Source organism: Mesobacillus foraminis (assembly GCF_004340465.1).
Lineage (GTDB): Bacteria > Bacillota > Bacilli > Bacillales > Cytobacillaceae > Mesobacillus_B > Mesobacillus_B foraminis.
The window spans coordinates 248,804-266,320 of the sequence record NZ_SLVV01000002.1; the positions used below are offsets into that span (position 1 = coordinate 248,804).

16 protein-coding genes are annotated in these 17,517 nt (G+C 41.6%); 2 read left to right on the plus strand and 14 right to left on the minus strand.

What is annotated here, in order from left to right:
• Positions 1 to 6 precede the first annotated feature (6 nt).
• Positions 7 to 1,548, minus strand: coding sequence for a spore germination protein (locus EV146_RS03660; RefSeq protein WP_373566045.1), 1,542 nt, complete (start codon positions 1,546 to 1,548; stop codon positions 7 to 9).
• Between the two features lie 173 nt (positions 1,549 to 1,721).
• A complete protein-coding gene (gene putP / locus EV146_RS03665) occupies positions 1,722 to 3,197 on the minus strand; it encodes a sodium/proline symporter PutP (RefSeq protein WP_132001992.1) in 1,476 nt (491 codons plus the stop codon).
• 548 nt (positions 3,198 to 3,745) lie between these two features.
• Here putP and EV146_RS03670 point away from each other — a divergent pair.
• Positions 3,746 to 4,450 carry a YwaF family protein gene (locus EV146_RS03670; RefSeq protein WP_132001995.1) on the plus strand — a complete coding sequence of 235 codons (705 nt, stop codon included), beginning with the start codon at positions 3,746 to 3,748 and terminating at the stop codon, positions 4,448 to 4,450.
• A gap of 58 nt (positions 4,451 to 4,508) precedes the next feature.
• On the opposite strand, the gene EV146_RS03675 is transcribed toward EV146_RS03670, so the two are convergent.
• The 12 genes from EV146_RS03675 to EV146_RS03730 form a co-directional block, all read right to left on the minus strand.
• Positions 4,509 to 5,759, minus strand: a complete 1,251-nt coding sequence (locus tag EV146_RS03675) for a CYP152 family fatty-acid peroxygenase CypC (RefSeq protein WP_158287003.1) — start codon at positions 5,757 to 5,759, stop codon at positions 4,509 to 4,511.
• Positions 5,760 to 6,023: 264 nt separating this feature from the next.
• Positions 6,024 to 6,371: a hypothetical protein gene (locus tag EV146_RS03680; RefSeq protein WP_132002001.1), complete on the minus strand. Its 348-nt coding sequence runs from the start codon at positions 6,369 to 6,371 to the stop codon at positions 6,024 to 6,026.
• A 120-nt stretch (positions 6,372 to 6,491) separates the two neighbouring features.
• Positions 6,492 to 6,983, minus strand: coding sequence for a hypothetical protein (locus EV146_RS03685; protein ID WP_132002004.1), 492 nt, complete (start codon positions 6,981 to 6,983; stop codon positions 6,492 to 6,494).
• A 225-nt stretch (positions 6,984 to 7,208) separates the two neighbouring features.
• On the minus strand, positions 7,209 to 7,946 hold the full coding sequence (locus EV146_RS03690; RefSeq protein WP_132002007.1) for a class I SAM-dependent DNA methyltransferase: 738 nt from the start codon (positions 7,944 to 7,946) through the stop codon (positions 7,209 to 7,211).
• A 95-nt stretch (positions 7,947 to 8,041) separates the two neighbouring features.
• On the minus strand, positions 8,042 to 9,133 hold the full coding sequence (locus EV146_RS03695) for a metallophosphoesterase (protein ID WP_132002010.1): 1,092 nt from the start codon (positions 9,131 to 9,133) through the stop codon (positions 8,042 to 8,044).
• A 74-nt stretch (positions 9,134 to 9,207) separates the two neighbouring features.
• Positions 9,208 to 9,660 carry an NUDIX hydrolase gene (locus EV146_RS03700; protein WP_479684628.1) on the minus strand — a complete coding sequence of 151 codons (453 nt, stop codon included), beginning with the start codon at positions 9,658 to 9,660 and terminating at the stop codon, positions 9,208 to 9,210.
• Between the two features lie 1,368 nt (positions 9,661 to 11,028).
• The gene (locus EV146_RS03705) at positions 11,029 to 11,841 is read right to left on the minus strand and encodes a hypothetical protein (RefSeq protein ID WP_132002013.1); all 813 of its coding nucleotides are present in this window, start codon (positions 11,839 to 11,841) and stop codon (positions 11,029 to 11,031) included.
• A gap of 80 nt (positions 11,842 to 11,921) precedes the next feature.
• Complete coding sequence (locus tag EV146_RS03710; protein ID WP_132002016.1) at positions 11,922 to 12,461, minus strand: GNAT family N-acetyltransferase; 540 nt, start codon at positions 12,459 to 12,461, stop codon at positions 11,922 to 11,924.
• Between the two features lie 83 nt (positions 12,462 to 12,544).
• Positions 12,545 to 13,066 (minus strand): RNA polymerase sigma factor, encoded by a 522-nt coding sequence (locus EV146_RS03715; RefSeq protein WP_158286988.1) that lies wholly within the window; start codon positions 13,064 to 13,066, stop codon positions 12,545 to 12,547.
• A 64-nt stretch (positions 13,067 to 13,130) separates the two neighbouring features.
• Entirely contained in the window at positions 13,131 to 15,110 is a 1,980-nt protein-coding gene (locus EV146_RS03720; RefSeq protein ID WP_132002022.1) for a DUF6449 domain-containing protein, read from the minus strand.
• Positions 15,085 to 15,984: an ABC transporter ATP-binding protein gene (locus tag EV146_RS03725; RefSeq protein WP_132002025.1), complete on the minus strand. Its 900-nt coding sequence runs from the start codon at positions 15,982 to 15,984 to the stop codon at positions 15,085 to 15,087. Before EV146_RS03725 ends, EV146_RS03720 begins: the two co-directional genes overlap by 26 nt.
• A complete protein-coding gene (locus EV146_RS03730; protein WP_132002028.1) occupies positions 15,977 to 16,366 on the minus strand; it encodes a GntR family transcriptional regulator in 390 nt (129 codons plus the stop codon). The genes EV146_RS03725 and EV146_RS03730 overlap by 8 nt, the downstream gene beginning before the upstream one ends.
• A 198-nt stretch (positions 16,367 to 16,564) precedes the next feature.
• Here EV146_RS03730 and EV146_RS03735 point away from each other — a divergent pair, with 198 nt between their 5' ends.
• Positions 16,565 to 17,446 carry a VanW family protein gene (locus EV146_RS03735; RefSeq protein WP_132002031.1) on the plus strand — a complete coding sequence of 294 codons (882 nt, stop codon included), beginning with the start codon at positions 16,565 to 16,567 and terminating at the stop codon, positions 17,444 to 17,446.
• Positions 17,447 to 17,517 lie beyond the last annotated feature (71 nt).

Sequence of the window (17,517 nt, forward strand, 5' to 3'; positions counted from 1 at the left end):
TCTATTTTAGATTTCATTTGGTGTTCTCGGCTTTGAGTGTGTTTTCTGCCTGGTAATATCATGCTGGATGGTCTGAGTCGGCCGTTTATCAAGGGCCCACCATGGAGCCCGGATGAATACATCCTTTAATTCCCTGAATTGCAAAGGACCCAGCGGAGAAAAGTATGGCACTCCAAAGGATCTTAATTTGCATAGGTGGGTAAGAATGACCAAAGAACCCAGAACAATCCCATAAAGCCCGAACATCCCTGCAAGTATCATAATCGGAAAACGCAGCAGCCTGATGGAAATTGCCATATTGAACCGTGGAATCGTAAAAGAAGCGATTCCTGTCATCGAAACAATTATGACCATGGGAGCAGAAACGATGCCTGCCTCAACAGCCGCTTGCCCAATTACCAATGCCCCAAGAATACTGACTGCCTGGCCAACAAGCTTTGGCAGCCTGATTCCGGCTTCTCTTAATGCTTCAAAGGAAATCTCCATAATGAGCGCTTCTACAAAAGCAGGAAACGGGATGGCCTCCCGGCTCGCTGCCACACTGAACAGCAGGTTTGTCGGGATCATTTCCTGATGGTAGGTAGTAACGGCCACGTAAATGGCCGGAAGCTCCAATGCCAGAAAAATAAAAAGGACTCTTAGCACCCGCAGGAAAATGGAGATATGGAACCTGTGATAATAATCCTCACTTGCCTGGAGGAACTGCCAAAAGGTTGCCGGCAATACCAAAGAAAATGGCGTGCCGTCGACAATGACCGCAACTCTTCCTTCAAGCAGGTTCGCTGCAACTGTGTCCGGCCGCTCGGTATTCTGAATCTGGGGAAAAAGGCTCCACGAATTATCCTCTATTAGCTCCTCGATGTACCCGCTTTCAAGGATGCCGTCGATTTTAATTCGATCGATCCTCTTTTCGACTTCTTTAAGAAGCTCCGGGGCACATAAACCATCGATATATAAAATGGCGATATTGGTCTGGGTCTCTTCTCCCACCGTTTTTGCGATAATTTTTAGTCGGTTTGACCGGATTTTATGGCGGACTAACGAGGTATTTACACGAAGGCTTTCAGTAAATCCTTCCCGCGACCCGCGGATTGCTGTTTCCGTCTCAGGTTCTGCGACACTGCGCCTCGATCCTCCCTTTGCATCGATCACCAATGCTGTTTCAAGACCATCGATCATTAATCCGGTATTTCCTGAAAGTACTTGTTTTACTAATTCATCCAGCTTTTCTGTTTCCGTAACGGTACCTGCAGAAAGCATTTTTTCTTTAACACTTTTGGCACTATGTAATTCTTGTTCTATTTCTTCAAGAGCTTCCAGAACATGAAACTGAATGCTCTTGGTATCAATCAATCCATCGACGAAGATGATGTAAGCCTTGTTTTCCCCTGCTTTAAAAGATCGAAAAACAATATCAGAACAATCCTTAAACAATTCCTTGAGTACCTTAATGTTTTGATCAAGTTCTGATTCAATTTGCTGTTCCGTTTTATCCGTATGGAGGTCGCTGGTTTTTGTATTTTTTCTTCTGGAGATTTTCATTTGCATCCCATCCCATTTTTAAGGAAATTTTCCTGCTTCCTAACGATTCAGTTTGGTTATCATTCAAAAGCTAATCCCTCTTCATGGAATTACTTTTCCCCATAAACGGAAAAATTAGTAAAATATAATGAGGCACATAAAGAAAAGCCGGCTGATATCAGCCGGCTTCCTCAGTGCGATTATGCTTCACTAACTAAAGCTATTTTCATTTCATCAAACTTCGTTCGGACTGCCTTTTCAGGTTTTTTCGTAAATAAGCTTACAAGAATGACAGCAAGCAGACTTAGGAAAAATCCTGGAATCATTTCATACATCATTTCACTTAAAGCAGGGATATTTGCCCAAACAAGAACTGTCGCAGCCCCTATGACCATTCCTGCCAGCGCGCCCCATTTAGTCATTCGTTTCCAATAAAGGCTGAGAAGGATTACTGGTCCAAATGCAGAACCAAAACCTGCCCAAGCGTAGCCGACTAGCCCAAGAATGGTGTCGTTTGGATATAGGGATAAAGCAATTCCAATCAGAGCTACAGTCAGAACCGCAAGCCGCCCTACCAGAACTAATTCTTTATCGGTTGCATTTCGTCTAAAGAAGGTTTTGTAAAAATCCTCTGTCAGTGAACTGGATGTAACCAATAATTGTGAAGATATTGTACTCATTATTGCAGCCAGGATAGCAGCCAGCAAGAATCCAGTAATATACGGATGGAAAAGTACATCAGAGAAGAAAATAAAAATCGTTTCTGGATCTTTTAATGTTTTCCCATTTACTGAATGATAGGCAACTCCGACCAGGCCTGTCAGCATTGCACCGATGATGGAGACTCCCATCCAGCCCATGCCGATCCTGCGCGCTGTTTTTAATTGTTTTACACTGTCGATCGCCATAAAGCGGACAATGATGTGTGGCTGGCCAAAATATCCAAGACCCCAAGCCAGCAGAGAGACAATTCCAAGAAAGGATGTTCCTTTAAAGAAATTGAGCAATGAAGGGTCTACACTTCGGATTTCATCCATCGCGTTGCTCATCCCGCCCAAATCAGTAAAGGCAACCAGCGGAACCAGCACAAGAGCAGTAAACATGATTACACCCTGAATGAAGTCGGTCAAGCTTACAGCGAGGAAGCCACCAAATAATGTATAGGCAACGACAACACCTGCTGTAATAAATAATCCGGTCTTATAGTCAGCGCCGAAAGAAGACTCAAATAATCGACCGCCTGCAACAAGTCCTGAAGACGTGTATAAGGTAAAGAAAATAAAAATAACAATGGCTGATACTGAACGTATCACCTTTGAACGATCTTCAAACCGGTTTTCCAAAAAGTCCGGGATGGTAATTGAATCATTTGCCACCTCCGTATACGTACGTAAACGGGGAGCCAAAATTAAATAATTTAAATACGCACCAATCATTAATCCAACAGAAAGCCATAGGCTCGAGATACCAGTCGCAAACATGGCTCCCGGCAGTCCCATCAGCATCCAGCCACTCATATCGGAAGCCCCGGCCGATAAAGCCGTTACGGCCGGTCCAAGTCCGCGCCCGCCTAGCATATAATCATTTAAATTCGAAGTTTTCCTAAAAGAATAATAACCAACCAGCAACATCGCAACTAAATAAACACCTAACGAAATAAATATTTCTACCTGCACCCAATCTCTCCCTTTTTAATTTTTTACGCTATAAATTTGGCTGTTTTGTTTTTGTTTCAGCCTGTATCTATAACACTAACAAGGAATACCCCTATGTTCAAGGGCAGTTGAACATTAGAGAAATATGGATCGTTGACTGTATACCCCAACCTCAAGACAATGAAAGCGATTACAAAATAAATTAAAGTAAATATATTGTGAATATTCTAATAAATACAGGTAGTCCGCTATCCCTTCATCATTCCTCCTTTTCTTTGATTCAGAACTAGTTTTTTAAAGCTAAATTTATTGAATTGATTAATTCAAGACACCCTTAAAAAACACCTATGGAAACATATGCTTCCTCCTGTCAATTACTCCCCAAAGATATACTTCCATGTTTGACCAGGCTTATCTTAAAGAAATAAACAACTTTTCTTATCTCCCATGGAATTTCGGCAAGGCTGTCCTAATGAACATATACCTGTAAATTGCCAAAGTATCAAGAAAAATATTAAAAAATGGAAGGTTTTATTAAAAGTGGTAAAATGCAGTTATGGGGGGATTTCATGAAATGGTTCGGCGGTACTAATCTCGGTTATGGCTTTGAAATGTTTTCTTCGAGTCATTTTGCTATGTTAGGCATTTTTTTTGCCGTATCGTTTGCTATTTTTAAGTATCAGGAAACGTTAAAGAGGCTGAGTTTGAGAAAGCTGGAGATAGGTTTGGCGATATCCTTAATCATTTGGGAGGCTGGCTACCATTCCTGGCTTTATATGAATGGACTGTGGAAACTACGACATTCCATTCCGGCAGAGTTATGCAATATCTCTCTCTTCCTGACCATCCTGCTGCTCCTGACCGGGAGGAAACTTCTATTCGAGCTGTTATTTTTCACAGCCATATTAGGAGCATCCCAGGCTTTGGCTACCCCTGTCCTTTATTATGATTTTCCTCATTTTCGCTTTTTCCATTTTTTCTGGACACATATGCTGATGATCTGGGCTGTCCTTTATTATATGTGGGTAAAAGGGATCCGCCCTACTTGGTCCTCTGTTAAAAAGGCAGTTATTTTTTTAAATTTGCTAGTCCCCTTTGTCATGCTGCTAAACGAGCTTGTGGGCGGCAATTATATGTTTTTAAGCCATAAACCCAAGACTGCCAGCCTACTGGATTTTCTAGGCCCCCACCCTTGGTACATTCTCACGCTGGAAACTATATTCATCGCCTCCAGCTTGCTCATTTGGTGGATTTTCCGGGATAGAAAAATATAGGCCGACAAAAAAAACTGCCTGATTTTCCTAACAGGCAGCTTTCCTTGCAAATTTAACCTTATTTTAAAGTGATAGATTTCATAATAAATCCGCTCTCCGGGAGGGTCGGCATCCTGACAAGACTATAGGTCAGGTTTTGTCCAGGGACTTCATACTCAAGGTTATTAACCAGGAATTCAACGCTGGTCTTCATAACTTCAATGGTTATCCCCTCACCTGGACAGCGGTGTCCCTTCGCCGGGTCACCGCCGCCCTGCGGTATAAGTTCAAATAAATCTCCTTGCCAGTCCAGGAAACGCTCAGGTCTAAACTCATCCGGTTTTTCCCATATCGTTGGATCATGGTTTGTCCCGTATATATCCAAAAGCACCAGCATACCTTCTTCAAATTCTGCCTGGTTCCAGATAAAATCATTTCGAACCCTTGCACCTAAAAAGGGCCCAAATGGATAGAATCGCCTTACTTCCTGGACAAACATCTCGAGATATTTCCTGTCACCACTCTGAAGCTTCTCTTTACATCCTTTATTCTCATGAATTGCCAATGCAGCAAAGGTAATAAAAGTGGCGATTGCTACAATAGGCCTCAACACATTGATCAGTTCGACCGCTGCCATCCTGGCGTCGAGTTCCTTTCCATCAAGCTCCTTATGAAAGGCCATCTCATGGATAGCTGAACCTTTTGCAGTCTCAAGTCTTCCCGACCTGACGTCTTCTATGATTCCCTGAATCCACTCTTCCGTTTTAGGCCTCGCTCTTCGCCCTTTCCAATGCCTAGGACCAATGGCACCAAATGCGTCTACCATCGAGTAAAAATCATCTGCACGCTCCTCTGCTTCTAATTCATTCAGTGGAACCCCGGCCCACTTACAGGCGGCTGTGCAAAGGACCTTTTTTGCCTCCTCAAAAAGGACGATTTCATTATTCATTGCTATATCCCTGAAGGAGTGGTGCCACAAATCCATCACAAGATTTGCTAGCACCTTCTGCTGCGGCGGTGTCATCAAAGACATAAAGAGAAGCTTGCGGTGTATATGAGGATCCCCATCCATTGTCTGGATGGCATTCTCGCCAAAAAGGGTTTTTTGTATTCTCTTAGGGGCCGCTCCGTTACGCTGAAACCGCTCAGAATCATAAAAAAGTTCTGCCGCTTCCTTCCCTCTCATGCAGATAACCCTCTGGCCCAGCAGCCGGGCCTCAAAGAGATCAGACTGATACCGTTCCACCCTATTCCCAATAAACTGATAGCCTTCCTGCATCAAAGCTAGGCTGTTGTCTAGACTTTTATCATACGGAACTTGTTCATTCATGGACATCAATTGATCCTCCCTTTTCTCCCTCGAGCATTCCTTTTCAGGGCCCTTCAGCCTGATATCCTTTTACACCAATCAAATTACTTTAAACATCTAAGAGTTAACAATGTATAATTAGTATGAAAAAAGCACAGAAATTTAACCAAAGAATTTGGCAGGTTCCTGGAATACTTGGTACCGAAAAGGGCAGGATTCAGATTGAATCCTAAAATCGAAAAAATAAAAGATGCTGACTTGTCAGCATCCAATTTGGCCAATCAGTTATTCCCTCAAAGAGGACATTAATGATTTTATTGTATAAACTCTCGCAGTGAAGATAAATAAATCATTCTCATTGTTTTCTATGTACTCAGCAACTGTACCAAGGGCTGATTTAAACCGATCCAGCAGCATACCAGTAGCCCTTCCATCCCAGACATGCTTGTTAACCCTTGCAAGCTCACTGCCAATTCCACTAAAATTATATTCTTCAACAATCAGCTTAAGCCTGTACAATTTTTCCGGATTTGAGATATGATGGAATTGGCCCTTGTAGCTTCTATTAACAAACTTGACGAATCCCTGAATGCTTTTCGCCAATAAATTCACTTTCTGCCTCTCAAATTCCATATGTTCATCTCCCCATCTGTCCCAACACTTTCGTATCTAAGAAGATTGTATGTTTTCGGAAGAATGATATTCTCTATTTCTATCAAAGAAATCATAAAAGAATAAGGATTACAAAGCAATCTACAGGTCACTCTTCTCATCTTTGAATTCATATGTATACTCTTTATATGAAAAGCTGAAAAGTTTGCGTTCAACCCTTCCTCGTTCACTGGTAAGCTTGTACCAGGATTGACCAATATAAAACGGGTTTGTAATCATTTTTTCAACAATGTCGCTCACTCGGGTTTGTGCTGCCTCAGCTTCTATTTGCTTGCGGGAGGAAAGGGCGAGGACAAAATAGGACTTATCCATATCCAATTCCAGCAATTGAAGGTGAAAGTTGCTATAATGCTTCAAATTGAACTCGGTGAGTACATTATGAACGCTTTGTTTAACATCAATATCATGCTTGGCTGCTTGTCTCCATTCCGAAATAACTGCATCAAAGATAGACAGCGTAAGGATATAGTGAGAGGCATAATCACCAGGGTCAAAGGCCTTTTTACCAACCTTGTGTTCCTCTTCAGGGATGATGATAAATTTTTTGTAGTCAGCAAAAAACCTTTCACTCATTTTAATTCCTACCTTCTTCCTTATATCATTGGAGTGTCATCAAATACGGCTGCTACTACTTTATTCAACATACCCGCCCTAAATCCCTGTGTAATTTTCAAATTTCCTCAATATTCCCTATTTTTTTATCTTTTAAACATCGTTATTCGAGTGGGTTGCCTAAAACACAGAAATAGCCAGAAATAGGCAGCCTATTCATCTAAGCTGACTCTTTTTATGAGTGGTTTAGAGCGGTTTAGAGCAGCAAAAGACTAAAAACAGCGGGATTCTCCTCCGTCTCTCATATTCCCCTTTTGATGCAAAGTATTCGGGGGAGGGAGCACATTCCCTTAAAGCGTCTATCCTAAAACCAGTTTGAGACAGGCATTGAAAGTAATCTTCAATCGTTCGGTGATATTTGACTACTTTTTTGCCAATCCAGGGTTCTGACCGAATGCCAGTATGAAAATAATGATCTACAATCCAATCAGTCCGGTTCCCTCCCTGATCAGCACTTGCCATGCAGGACGTCAATACAGGGTGCTGTATACTTAAAATAAACACCCCATTTGTATTAAGAGAAAGATAAACCTTCCTTATAATCGGCTCAATATCTTCCAGATAATGAAGGACCATCCTCGAAAAGACGAGGTCATATTTTTCCACTGGAGGATCCCAATCTTCCAATGTTGAGTGATGAATCAGGCTGGCTGTATTTGTTAAATGCCGCTTAGCCTCCTCTACCATATTTTTAGAACCATCCACTCCTTCATATAAAAGGCAGCCTCTTTGAATTAAATCCATGCCAAACCGCCCGTCGCCACAGCCAAGATCCAGTATAGCCTTATTTTCCACACTCCCTGACAGTTCCATGATTACAGGCTTTTCCAGTACATTATTAGGACTTTCCTCCCTGTTCCTGCGGTTCAAAAAACCCCTGAAAAAATCATCATCTTCATATACTTGAGCACCCTTAAAGTCCATCTTCATCCTCCACATGTAACAATCGGCCAGCCCAAAGGTTACTGTTTTTCTTTTAAAACAACGAAAAGCTGGTGGTGCCTTTTCATAATGGACCTTTAGCGGGTCCCGAATTTTAAATTTATAACCATTACTTCTGATCTGCTCCCCAGCCGAAGCGGAGGGCCCCAGGTGCCAAAGCCGGATGAAACCAGTGAATGGAGATTCTTTTTCTGCAGGTAGCCCCAGTCATTCTCATAAATCCTGTCTGTTATTAAATGTGCAGGTGAAAGCTGCCCTCTATGGGTATGGCCAGATAATAGCAAATCCACTCCATTTTTTTCGGCAATATCCAAATCGTACGGCTGATGATCCATCATGATGACAGGTTTGCTTTGGTCCAGATTCCTGGTAAGGTCACTAACCTTTTTCCGGTGGTCATCTGTCAAATCCTTTCTGCCAATAAGATAGAAACCATCATTAATCAGGACCGTTTCATCCATTAGTACATCAATTCCAGCCTTTTCAACCTCAACCACCATTTTATTAAGGTCATTGCCATAATAGTCATGGTTACCCGGAATTGCATATACACCAAGAGGTGCATTTATTTTCTCAAGGACTTTTCCCATGTCCTCCTTTATGAAAGGCTCGATATGATCATCAATGATATCGCCTGGAATCAGCACAATATCAGGATTCACCTCTTCTACTTTGTCAACGAGACGCTCAAGGTGCTTCACGCCTACTATTTGCCCAAGGTGTATGTCAGACACCATTAAAATCTTCAAATCCTTGCTTTCCTCTTGTTTATTAAGATAAATATCATAGGACCTAATAACAGGATTCCAGGCATTATAGGACCCATAAATAAATACGAAGGAAAAAAACAGCACAATTGAAAGGCCAATCCAAAATAAGCCCTTTTTCTTAAAAAAATAAACCAGGAGGTTGGCGATCGGGATGAGGAAAAGACTGTATCCGATAACCACCATCCAAAAGCCGCCCACAATCTTCAATGGCTGGAAGGTAATAAATTGACCAAGGATGATGGAAGCTGACAGCATCACCAGCAAACCAATATAAAACCATTTATTAACCTTCATACGAGTCGTTTTCAGCCAGACCCAGCCATTATATCCTACATAAAAGCAAATCGCGGCATAAAGCAGGATGAAAAATATACCTGCTAGTATTGAAAGAATAGACATGTCGATTGTTACCCTTCTCTAGTGTGTGAATATTTAAAACCTCTACGTATGTACGTGTACAGTTCGGGAAAGTTTCAGATTTTTAATCCTGCAGCCATTTTTTTTCTTACTTCTGCTATAACCATTTTATAGTAGGCTGGTTCATGTGGTACAAAGTGTTTTAATCTTGCACTTATTATATTGGAAGGAACTCGGTCCTCACTGGCGGACACAAATTCCTCAGCGAGAATCTCGGTTTTGCATCCGGATATAAGCTCCGCAAAGCTTTCCAGTTCGATCTTGTACAGTCCAGAAACCTCTTCTCCCTGCAGCAAAAAATCCTTATGAGTAAAGCAGTGTTCATATAGGAATACATTAGCATACTCTCTGTCGATTATGTCCTCATGCCTAATGGAATATGGAAAAACACCAAGCCTATGTAGATCGTCAAAACAGACGGAGATTCCAAGTTCTTCTCTTATCTCTCTAATTCCGTCTGAAATGTTTTCATTGTGCAGAAGATGACCAGCCGCAGTGATATTGAGCAAATCAGGAAAGTCCTTCTTCGTCTTGCTGCGGAGCTGGAAGTAGAGGTAGTTCTTTTGTTTTTCCCTGCCAACAAGCCAGCAATGAAAGGTTTCATGCCAATATCCTGACTTGTGGACCTCCTTCCTCGGTGAAGTCCCGATGCGATTATAGTGTTCATCGATATAGCCAGAATTTCGTCTTCCATAGCGGTTCTCCTATGTTTCTTGGTCTTATATTTTTAAAAAAATTTAATATTTGTTGCATTCTTTTTCATGATCATATCTCTTTCTCCAGAGATGACGGTTGTTATAGGATTTTTTATAACGAGCCGCTTCTTGCCTTCCTACCATAAGTAACTACGAGGGTTCTTTAACTACTCTATGAGGCTGGTTTTGGCGTTATAAACCTTTTATGATGACCCTTTGCCCTCTTCCTCCTTGATTACGGGCATATGAGATTCTCCATAACGCCCCTGCTTTTTGCCTTGTCTCCCTTTAGGTCAGTATGAAGCTTTTATAAAGACTATTTTTACCTCCATAAGGCAGTTTCTGTCATAATACCATTTTACCAAGAAACTAGATTTTTCATAATAAATCAGACTTTTCACCCCTGCCTCATGTATCGATGTACCTTCTATTACAAAGTGGATAAAATCGGGACGGTGTTTAATAAAGGAAGCAGCTATCTTTTGCTCATTGCGCTTTTAGCTGAAAGGTGACGAGTATGGGCACGAAACGACGAAGGAATTAAAGAAAAGTGTGGAAATACTTTTACGATGAATGGAGAGGATTCTTTACCCTGATCTAATACTCCTGGCAAAAAAAGAGAATCACTTCTTCATTTTGGAGTGGAAGTAACAGAAACCCCAGAACATCGAGAAAAAAGAAGGCTGTATAGAATTCAAGATGAAGCTTGGCAATTTGAGTAAAATTAATCTGCAGATGAAAAAAATGTACGTAGGCTTACTCATAAGGGAAATAACGAATATGTCGAACAAATCACGCCGGTTTGCTCATTTCAGGCATGGTTCACGAATGGTGTGCCAACTCGAGGTTTTGTAAATGAGCTAATATCTTATGATGAGGAAAAACCATAGGCGATTACATTTGCAATCAAATCCTTCGGAAATGAAAAAGCAAACCAATTTAGAAATGAAGAAAGATTTGCTTTTTTTATAAAATTGTCAGGCTGGTTTGGAGTGCTGTGTTCATACTCAACGTGCTTGGCAAAAGGATTTAATGGAACAAGCATCCGTTAAAACTATTAAAATGGACTTTAGGTTGACTTATCCAATGTCCAAATTGCAGCAGTATCCCGTGTATTATTTAGGCTGCTAATAGTCCCCAACACTTTTCATTACAGTGTTAAATCAAAGTAGTTGCGAAGTCTTACTTCAGGAGGGCAGCTTTCTGTTCTTCAAGCTGTTTCCGCAAAGAATTGAACTTCTCTTCCGCAAGTCCAAATGAATATCCTTTCTTGATGGACGCCTCCGCTTTTTCCAGCAGGCCGGCCTTAAGCTGTGCGTCTGCTAAAACAAACCAGTAATACCAGGCGTCCATTTCCTTTAGTTTTGCCTCATAAAAGTCTTCAACTTTTTGATAATATTTCGAATATGTCATTTCATCGGGGACCAGTTCTTTCCCATCCCACTTTAAGACATCAACAATAAACGCATCACAGCAATAGCGCTCCCATATAGCCAGGGAAGTTCCCTGCCCTTCCTGTATCAGCTCCATCTCATGATAGAAAAGCGAACGGCCGATCTGGTTAAAGGATCCATTCTGCCATTGAAAAATCTCCAACCGGCTCCCGGCGGAAGCACCTATGCCCCAGGACGCAACATACTCCTTTGTTCCATCCCCAGTAATGTCTTCAAACCCTGAATACTCAAAGTCAAAACCCTCGCCTGCTTTTTCCCAGACAGCTCTCCAGCTATTATTTTCTTGCTTCAGCAACATGATATTCAAAGTTTTTAATGTATCTTTTATCCTGAAGGTAACGACGATTTCATCGATGCCATCCTTGTCAAAATCGTATGACTGGATCGAGCTTGCCTTTTTAGGTTCATTCGGTTTAATCAGTTCGGCCTCCGGGGGCAGATATTCCTTGACTGTTTCATATAAACCAGCGGGATCTTCTGCAGCTGTATGCACTGGGGCAAGAAACAAAAGTATAAAGAACATAGAGATTGCCTGCTTCAAGGAAAATCCCCCCTTCAGTTAAAATAGTTAAGGGTATTTTTTCCTAATCGGCAGGATGATATGCAAGAATTAAATAAGCCCTACCTTTTAGACAATAGTTTTTCCCTCAATAGAGTAAGGTCGTCCCATAATAACCCCAGCTCAATAAGACTGCTGCCAGCTATTTCAATTTCTTCCTCTTTATAGAAGCTAGCACCCAGAGATTCGTAAAATTGCCTTGCAGGATTATCCTTTAACACCCAAACGAGCATATTATGGATCCCAAGCCCTTGCAAATGTTCTACCAGCAGCAATAACAGCTTTTGGCCGAGCCCTTGCCTTTGACAGCTCTCCAAAATATAGATGGCATATAGTTCACCTTTTATATAAGGGTCCCCGGATCTGTCCCCTCCACCACTGATGAATCCAATAATTTTCCCTTCTTCGTCCACTGCCACACCGTGAAAGGAGACTGAACTTTCTTCTTCCAGAATTTTCTCCCACATTTCGTTGCGCGATTCTAGGCTTAGATTAGCAAGATACTCTGAACTCAACAAGTCTTTGTAAGTTGTTTTCCAGCTCTCAACATGGACCTTTGCAATTCCATTTGCATCTTCCTTGGCTGCTGGCCTTATTTCCATGTAAATTCCCCTCCTTAAACTTAACCCTATCTTTAAACATAGCAGAAAAAGAGTGCAGCAGCACCCTTTCTTCCTGCTATTAATTACGCAGGGTACGTTATGGAAATCGCTTCCTTCAACTTCTTTCTAGCTCTGTGGAGTCTTGTTTTAACAGTCGATGACTTCAAGCGGAGCCTTTCGGCAATTTCGTTTTCTTTTAGTCCGTATTGCAGCCTCAGGACAAGCACTTCACGGTACTCATTGGATAAATGATGAACCGTTTTATTTATGTCTTCCTTGAACAGCAGAATCTCAACCTCCGCTTCGGTTGACAGCTCGATTTTTGAATGAAATCCGGAATGATCAAAAACCCACAAGTCAGTTGGTAACATCTTGCTTCGATTTTCTGCCCTTAGGTAATCGATAGCGGTCCTGGATGTAATCTGCGCTAGCCAGGCATCCATTTTCTCTGTATCTTCAATGCTGGCGACTTTTTTATAGGCTTTGATAAAAGCTTCCTGAACAACATCCTCGGCTTTATGCCAGTCTTTTATAAAAGAATAAGCTATGTACCATATACGCCCGGAGTACTTGGTATACATCTGGTCAAAGTCTTCATTGACCATGGCTCCATCCCCTTTTCTCATATTGTAAGTCCGTCAGCCTGATTAACCAAGCTGACGGATCCTACTATTTAATAGCCTTTTTGATAAAATCAGGTGTATGCTCCTCATCAAAGTAAAGCAATTCTGGATAGACTCTTCCCTCAAAATGTAGGACCGCCACATATTGATGTTTATCTCCCATACCAGCTGTATTGAGTATCTCATTAATTTGCTTCTTGTCCGTTACCTTCAGGACATCCGCATGTTTTTCAAAATCGTGAGCGATTTGTTCAACATTTACTTCAAATGAATCATGTTTTTCTTTTTCGTATTTTCCAATCTGAACATATGATACCTCTTCCGGCATCACTTTTACCTTTTCAATAAGGCCTTTATCCTCCAGCCATTTATTCAGTTTTTTATACGAAGGATTTAAATTAAGCTGGATAAAATGATCCTTCTGAATAACCACCTCAATAGATGGCTGATAATACCCAAAGTATCGGCTGTCAGCATAGGATTCCTGAAGGATGTCTGACTGGATTGCCGCAATGATTTCCTTTATCTCTTGCGGCATATTGATTGTAACAAAGTGATTGGAAGGACCATTTGATGTAATCGTCAAATGATTAACCTCTTCAGGACTAATGTTAAAAATTTCATTAGATGCCCGCCTGTACTCTTCACTTTCATGAATCGATTTGTAAAAGTCTTCATAAAGCAGCCTATTAATACGATATTGCCGGATCACTTTGTCACCGTTTTTCAGTTCATACAGGAAGAAGGCCGTTTCGACTGGTTCTTCTCCGCCGGCAAACTGGTCGACTTTTTTATCTGATACAATTTGCTCATGAAGTTTGCGGACGGCTTCTATGTTATCTTCACCTTTAATAGGGGCAGGTGAGTAATTAAAGCCATAGTTCTCTGGGCGAGGGTAAATATGCGGTGTGTCTGCCAAAATAACACTCTTAACTTCTTCCTGCCCTGGAACATTATTTTCATAGATTCCCAGCATCTGTACAATGGTTAGTAGAATGGCTACCGCTACTCCATAGACAGCCAAGCCTTTAACCTTTCCCAAAACTCTCCAGGATTTTTGCAGGACCATCTCGGCAGCTAGATAACCTAAAATCGCCCCTATGACATACCCAAACACAATCCAGCCGATACTGTTATTTTGTACCTCGCCAAAATACATCCCCCCGACAAGCATGGTACAGAAGGTTACCCCATACTTAAAAAGGAATCGAAGTTTTGGGAAGGCAATCGCTTCGGTGGAACTTTCTATTTTTCTTCTTTTATAAAGATACAGTGACATACAGTAAAGCAATACAGTCAAAGCTGCAAAGAGAAGAAGTTCCCATCCTTGAAGGATCCTTTCATTAAGCAGCGCAGCAGTCGTCAGCGGAGACAGCTTTTCCAGATTGATTGTCATGTAATAATCACTTGGAAATCCAAAGAGCAAAATCTTAAGGTTGTAAAAGACCATCAACGTGATGCCTGCCGGAAAAACGAGAAAAATATAAGTCAAAACAGCCTGTACGGCGGATATTCCGGTCATCATCCCGACAAATACTCCAGCCGTGAATAATAGGAGACTTAGCAGGACAGTGGCAGCAGCCCAGTACACGATATCCTCTGAACCAAAATAACGATCGAGGGACAGGGCCCCATGCAGGAAAAATACACTTGCAGCAATGATGGCTACTGGCAATATGAGTCCGACCATCCCCGCTAAGGCATAATGGTGAAAAATTTTCTCTCTTCTTACCGGAAGGCTATGCATGAAATCGGCAGCTGGTTTTACTTGCAAATAGCGAAACATGAATACAGCGAGGAGGATAGGAACGACCATCAGCAAGCCCAGCTGGATCGCATAATCATATTCAAAGAGATTCCTTACTGGCACAAGATGATGCATATTATTATCATCTGTATACATCATCAGCATCCTTATTGGAAGAGCGAAAGTGAGCCCAAGGAAATAGACAATGGAAATCCAGCCGGTGCTCCGTAAAATATCCAGGATAAGTTCCTTATTAAACAATGATGTTTTTGATGGCATAGCCGATATCCCCCATTTCATAAATAAAAATTTCTTCTAGGGTGAGCGGCAGTATATCAAAGATGACTGGCCTCGTCTTCCTGATTTGTTCAGCAATACCATCCTCGTTTCCTCTGACAATCAAAAGGGTCACACTCCCTCTTTTTTCTGTATGGAGGATGTCTAAGCTTTTTACTAAATGATTCGGCATTCCTTCTTTGTAGGCGACTTGTATTTTGTGTATATCCGCCTTAAGCTCATCCAGTTCTTTTTCTAGAAGAATTTCTCCTTTATGGATAATTCCAATGTGATCACAAAGATCTTCAATCTCTCTTAGGTTATGGGATGAGATGAGAATGGTCATCTCTCTGTCTGCAACATCCTGAATCAGCAGATTTTTGACCTTTTTTCTTACAACTGGATCCAGCCCATCCATTGGTTCGTCAAGAATCAGCGTTTCCGGCTTTGCTGAAAGAGCCAGAATGAAAGCCGCCTGCCTTTGCCACCCTTTGGAAAAAGAGTGGATTTTTTTATGTAAATCAAGCTCGAACCATTCAGCCAATTGCTTGAATCGTTCTTCATTCCAATTTGGATAAAAGCTCCTGTAGAAGCTGCCCATTTGCCTAGTTGTGTATTGCGGAAGAAAATAAGGCTGATCAGGGAGATAAAATACTTTTTCTTTCAGGTTCAAATTTTCAAAAACTGGTTCTTTGTCGATTGAAACCGTCCCTTGTTCCTGAAGGTAAATCCCTGCCAAAAGCTTAATCAGTGTAGTTTTTCCAGCACCATTTGAACCGATCAGCCCATAGATCGACCCTTTTTGAATAGTTAGGCTGATATTTTTAACTGCCATATAAGTATCGAATGTTTTACTTACATTTATGATTTCAATCATTGCTGTCGCCTCCCCCTTTTGAAGCGTTCAAATTTTCTATCAATTGTATTAATTCCTCAGCCTTTACACCAAGGTACAGCGCCTCCAGAATCAATTTTTCGAGCTCTGTTTTAATACTGTTGACTTTTCCTGCATCCCTGGATTCATTGTTTGGATTAACAAAGCTGCCTTTACCTTGTTGAGAATAGATAAAGCCCTGGGTTTCAAGTTCACGATAGGCCTTCTGAATCGTGTTTGGATTTATTGTCAGCTCCTGTGCCAGCGTCCGAACCGACGGCAGCTGCTCATCAGGCTTAAGGATTTCATTTATGATAAGTTCCTTTAGTTTGTCGACAAGCTGTTCATATATGGGCTTCCGGCTTCTTAAATCAAGCTCAAACATAGCGACCCCCAATCTGTACTAGGTGTACTAATTGTACTAAGTGTATTACTAATCTTAATACAGTTAGATTATAAGGTATGATTTTCCAAAAAGATAGTCCTTTTTTAAATTTTCTATCTTATTTCCACTTGCATTATCCTGTCAATTTCCTCACATTAAAAAATAGATCTGTCTCATACTAAACGGGAGGTGAGCAGAATGAAATTAACATGGATATTTGCCATTATCCTGTTTATCCAGCAGGCTCCTGAAGCGGAGAGTTTAACCATGTATCATGAAGATGATGCAATTATAAAGGTGAATCGGTCAGATTTTTCCCACTCCCTGCAGAGTCTCCCCATGATCGATTCTGTTAAGCTGGACCAGCTAACCAAACAGGTATCTGATCAAGTCCGAAAAGATCCCCTGGATGCCGTCTTAGATGAACACGGCCGCATTATTCCGGAACGCCCAGGAGTCGATTTAAATAAAGAGGCATTCAGAGAAAGGTTTTATTCCTTTTTCTATGGAAATGGCCCTGCTGCTATTGACCTCCCAGTGAGGACTCTGCATCCCAGGGTGGACAGTGAACTTTTGTCCAGCATTAAGACGAAGTCAATCGGGCACTATGTAACCTTCTTTAACAGTGCAAACGAGCAACGGTCCCATAATATCACCCTTGCTGCCGAAGCTATAAATAATAAAGTCATTTTTCCCGGGGAGACATTTTCTTTCAATAAGACCGTAGGAATAAGATCGAAGGCAAAGGGGTATCTGCCGGCGCCAATTATTGTGCGAGGGGAACTTTCCGAAGGGATTGGAGGCGGAATTTGCCAGGTATCCTCCACATTGTTCAATGCTGCGGACCGTTCAGGCATGCATATTATGAAACGTTATTCCCACAGCAAACGCGTACCCTATGTACCTCCAGGCCGGGATGCAACGGTCAGCTGGTATGGACCCGATTTTACTTTTAAAAATAATTACAATCAGCCTGTCCTTATCCGGGCAAAGGCAAGATCCGGCAAGATGTCCGTGATGCTGTATTCTTCTGAAGCCGTTAATTATAAGCCAAGAGAAATTAACCATAAAGCACGCTGACTCTCCTGTTTCAGGCCAGGTGTAAGAAAGGCTTATAATCTGCATAAAAAAAGCCGAGCAAATGTGCTCGG

What these genes read in the sequence shown, in the direction of transcription:
- EV146_RS03660 (WP_373566045.1), bottom strand. Translation starts at nt 1,548, where the DNA reads ATGCAAATGAAAATCTCCAGAAGAAAAAATACAAAAACCAGCGACCTC.
- EV146_RS03670 (WP_132001995.1), top strand. Translation starts at nt 3,746, where the DNA reads ATGAAATGGTTCGGCGGTACTAATCTCGGTTATGGCTTTGAAATGTTT.
- EV146_RS03675 (WP_158287003.1), bottom strand. Translation starts at nt 5,759, where the DNA reads ATGAATGAACAAGTTCCGTATGATAAAAGTCTAGACAACAGCCTAGCT.
- EV146_RS03680 (WP_132002001.1), bottom strand. Translation starts at nt 6,371, where the DNA reads ATGGAATTTGAGAGGCAGAAAGTGAATTTATTGGCGAAAAGCATTCAG.
- EV146_RS03685 (WP_132002004.1), bottom strand. Translation starts at nt 6,983, where the DNA reads ATGAGTGAAAGGTTTTTTGCTGACTACAAAAAATTTATCATCATCCCT.
- EV146_RS03690 (WP_132002007.1), bottom strand. Translation starts at nt 7,946, where the DNA reads ATGGACTTTAAGGGTGCTCAAGTATATGAAGATGATGATTTTTTCAGG.
- EV146_RS03695 (WP_132002010.1), bottom strand. Translation starts at nt 9,133, where the DNA reads ATGTCTATTCTTTCAATACTAGCAGGTATATTTTTCATCCTGCTTTAT.
- EV146_RS03710 (WP_132002016.1), bottom strand. Translation starts at nt 12,461, where the DNA reads ATGGAAATAAGGCCAGCAGCCAAGGAAGATGCAAATGGAATTGCAAAG.
- EV146_RS03715 (WP_158286988.1), bottom strand. Translation starts at nt 13,066, where the DNA reads ATGGTCAATGAAGACTTTGACCAGATGTATACCAAGTACTCCGGGCGT.
- EV146_RS03720 (WP_132002022.1), bottom strand. Translation starts at nt 15,110, where the DNA reads ATGCCATCAAAAACATCATTGTTTAATAAGGAACTTATCCTGGATATT.
- EV146_RS03725 (WP_132002025.1), bottom strand. Translation starts at nt 15,984, where the DNA reads ATGATTGAAATCATAAATGTAAGTAAAACATTCGATACTTATATGGCA.
- EV146_RS03730 (WP_132002028.1), bottom strand. Translation starts at nt 16,366, where the DNA reads ATGTTTGAGCTTGATTTAAGAAGCCGGAAGCCCATATATGAACAGCTT.
- EV146_RS03735 (WP_132002031.1), top strand. Translation starts at nt 16,565, where the DNA reads ATGAAATTAACATGGATATTTGCCATTATCCTGTTTATCCAGCAGGCT.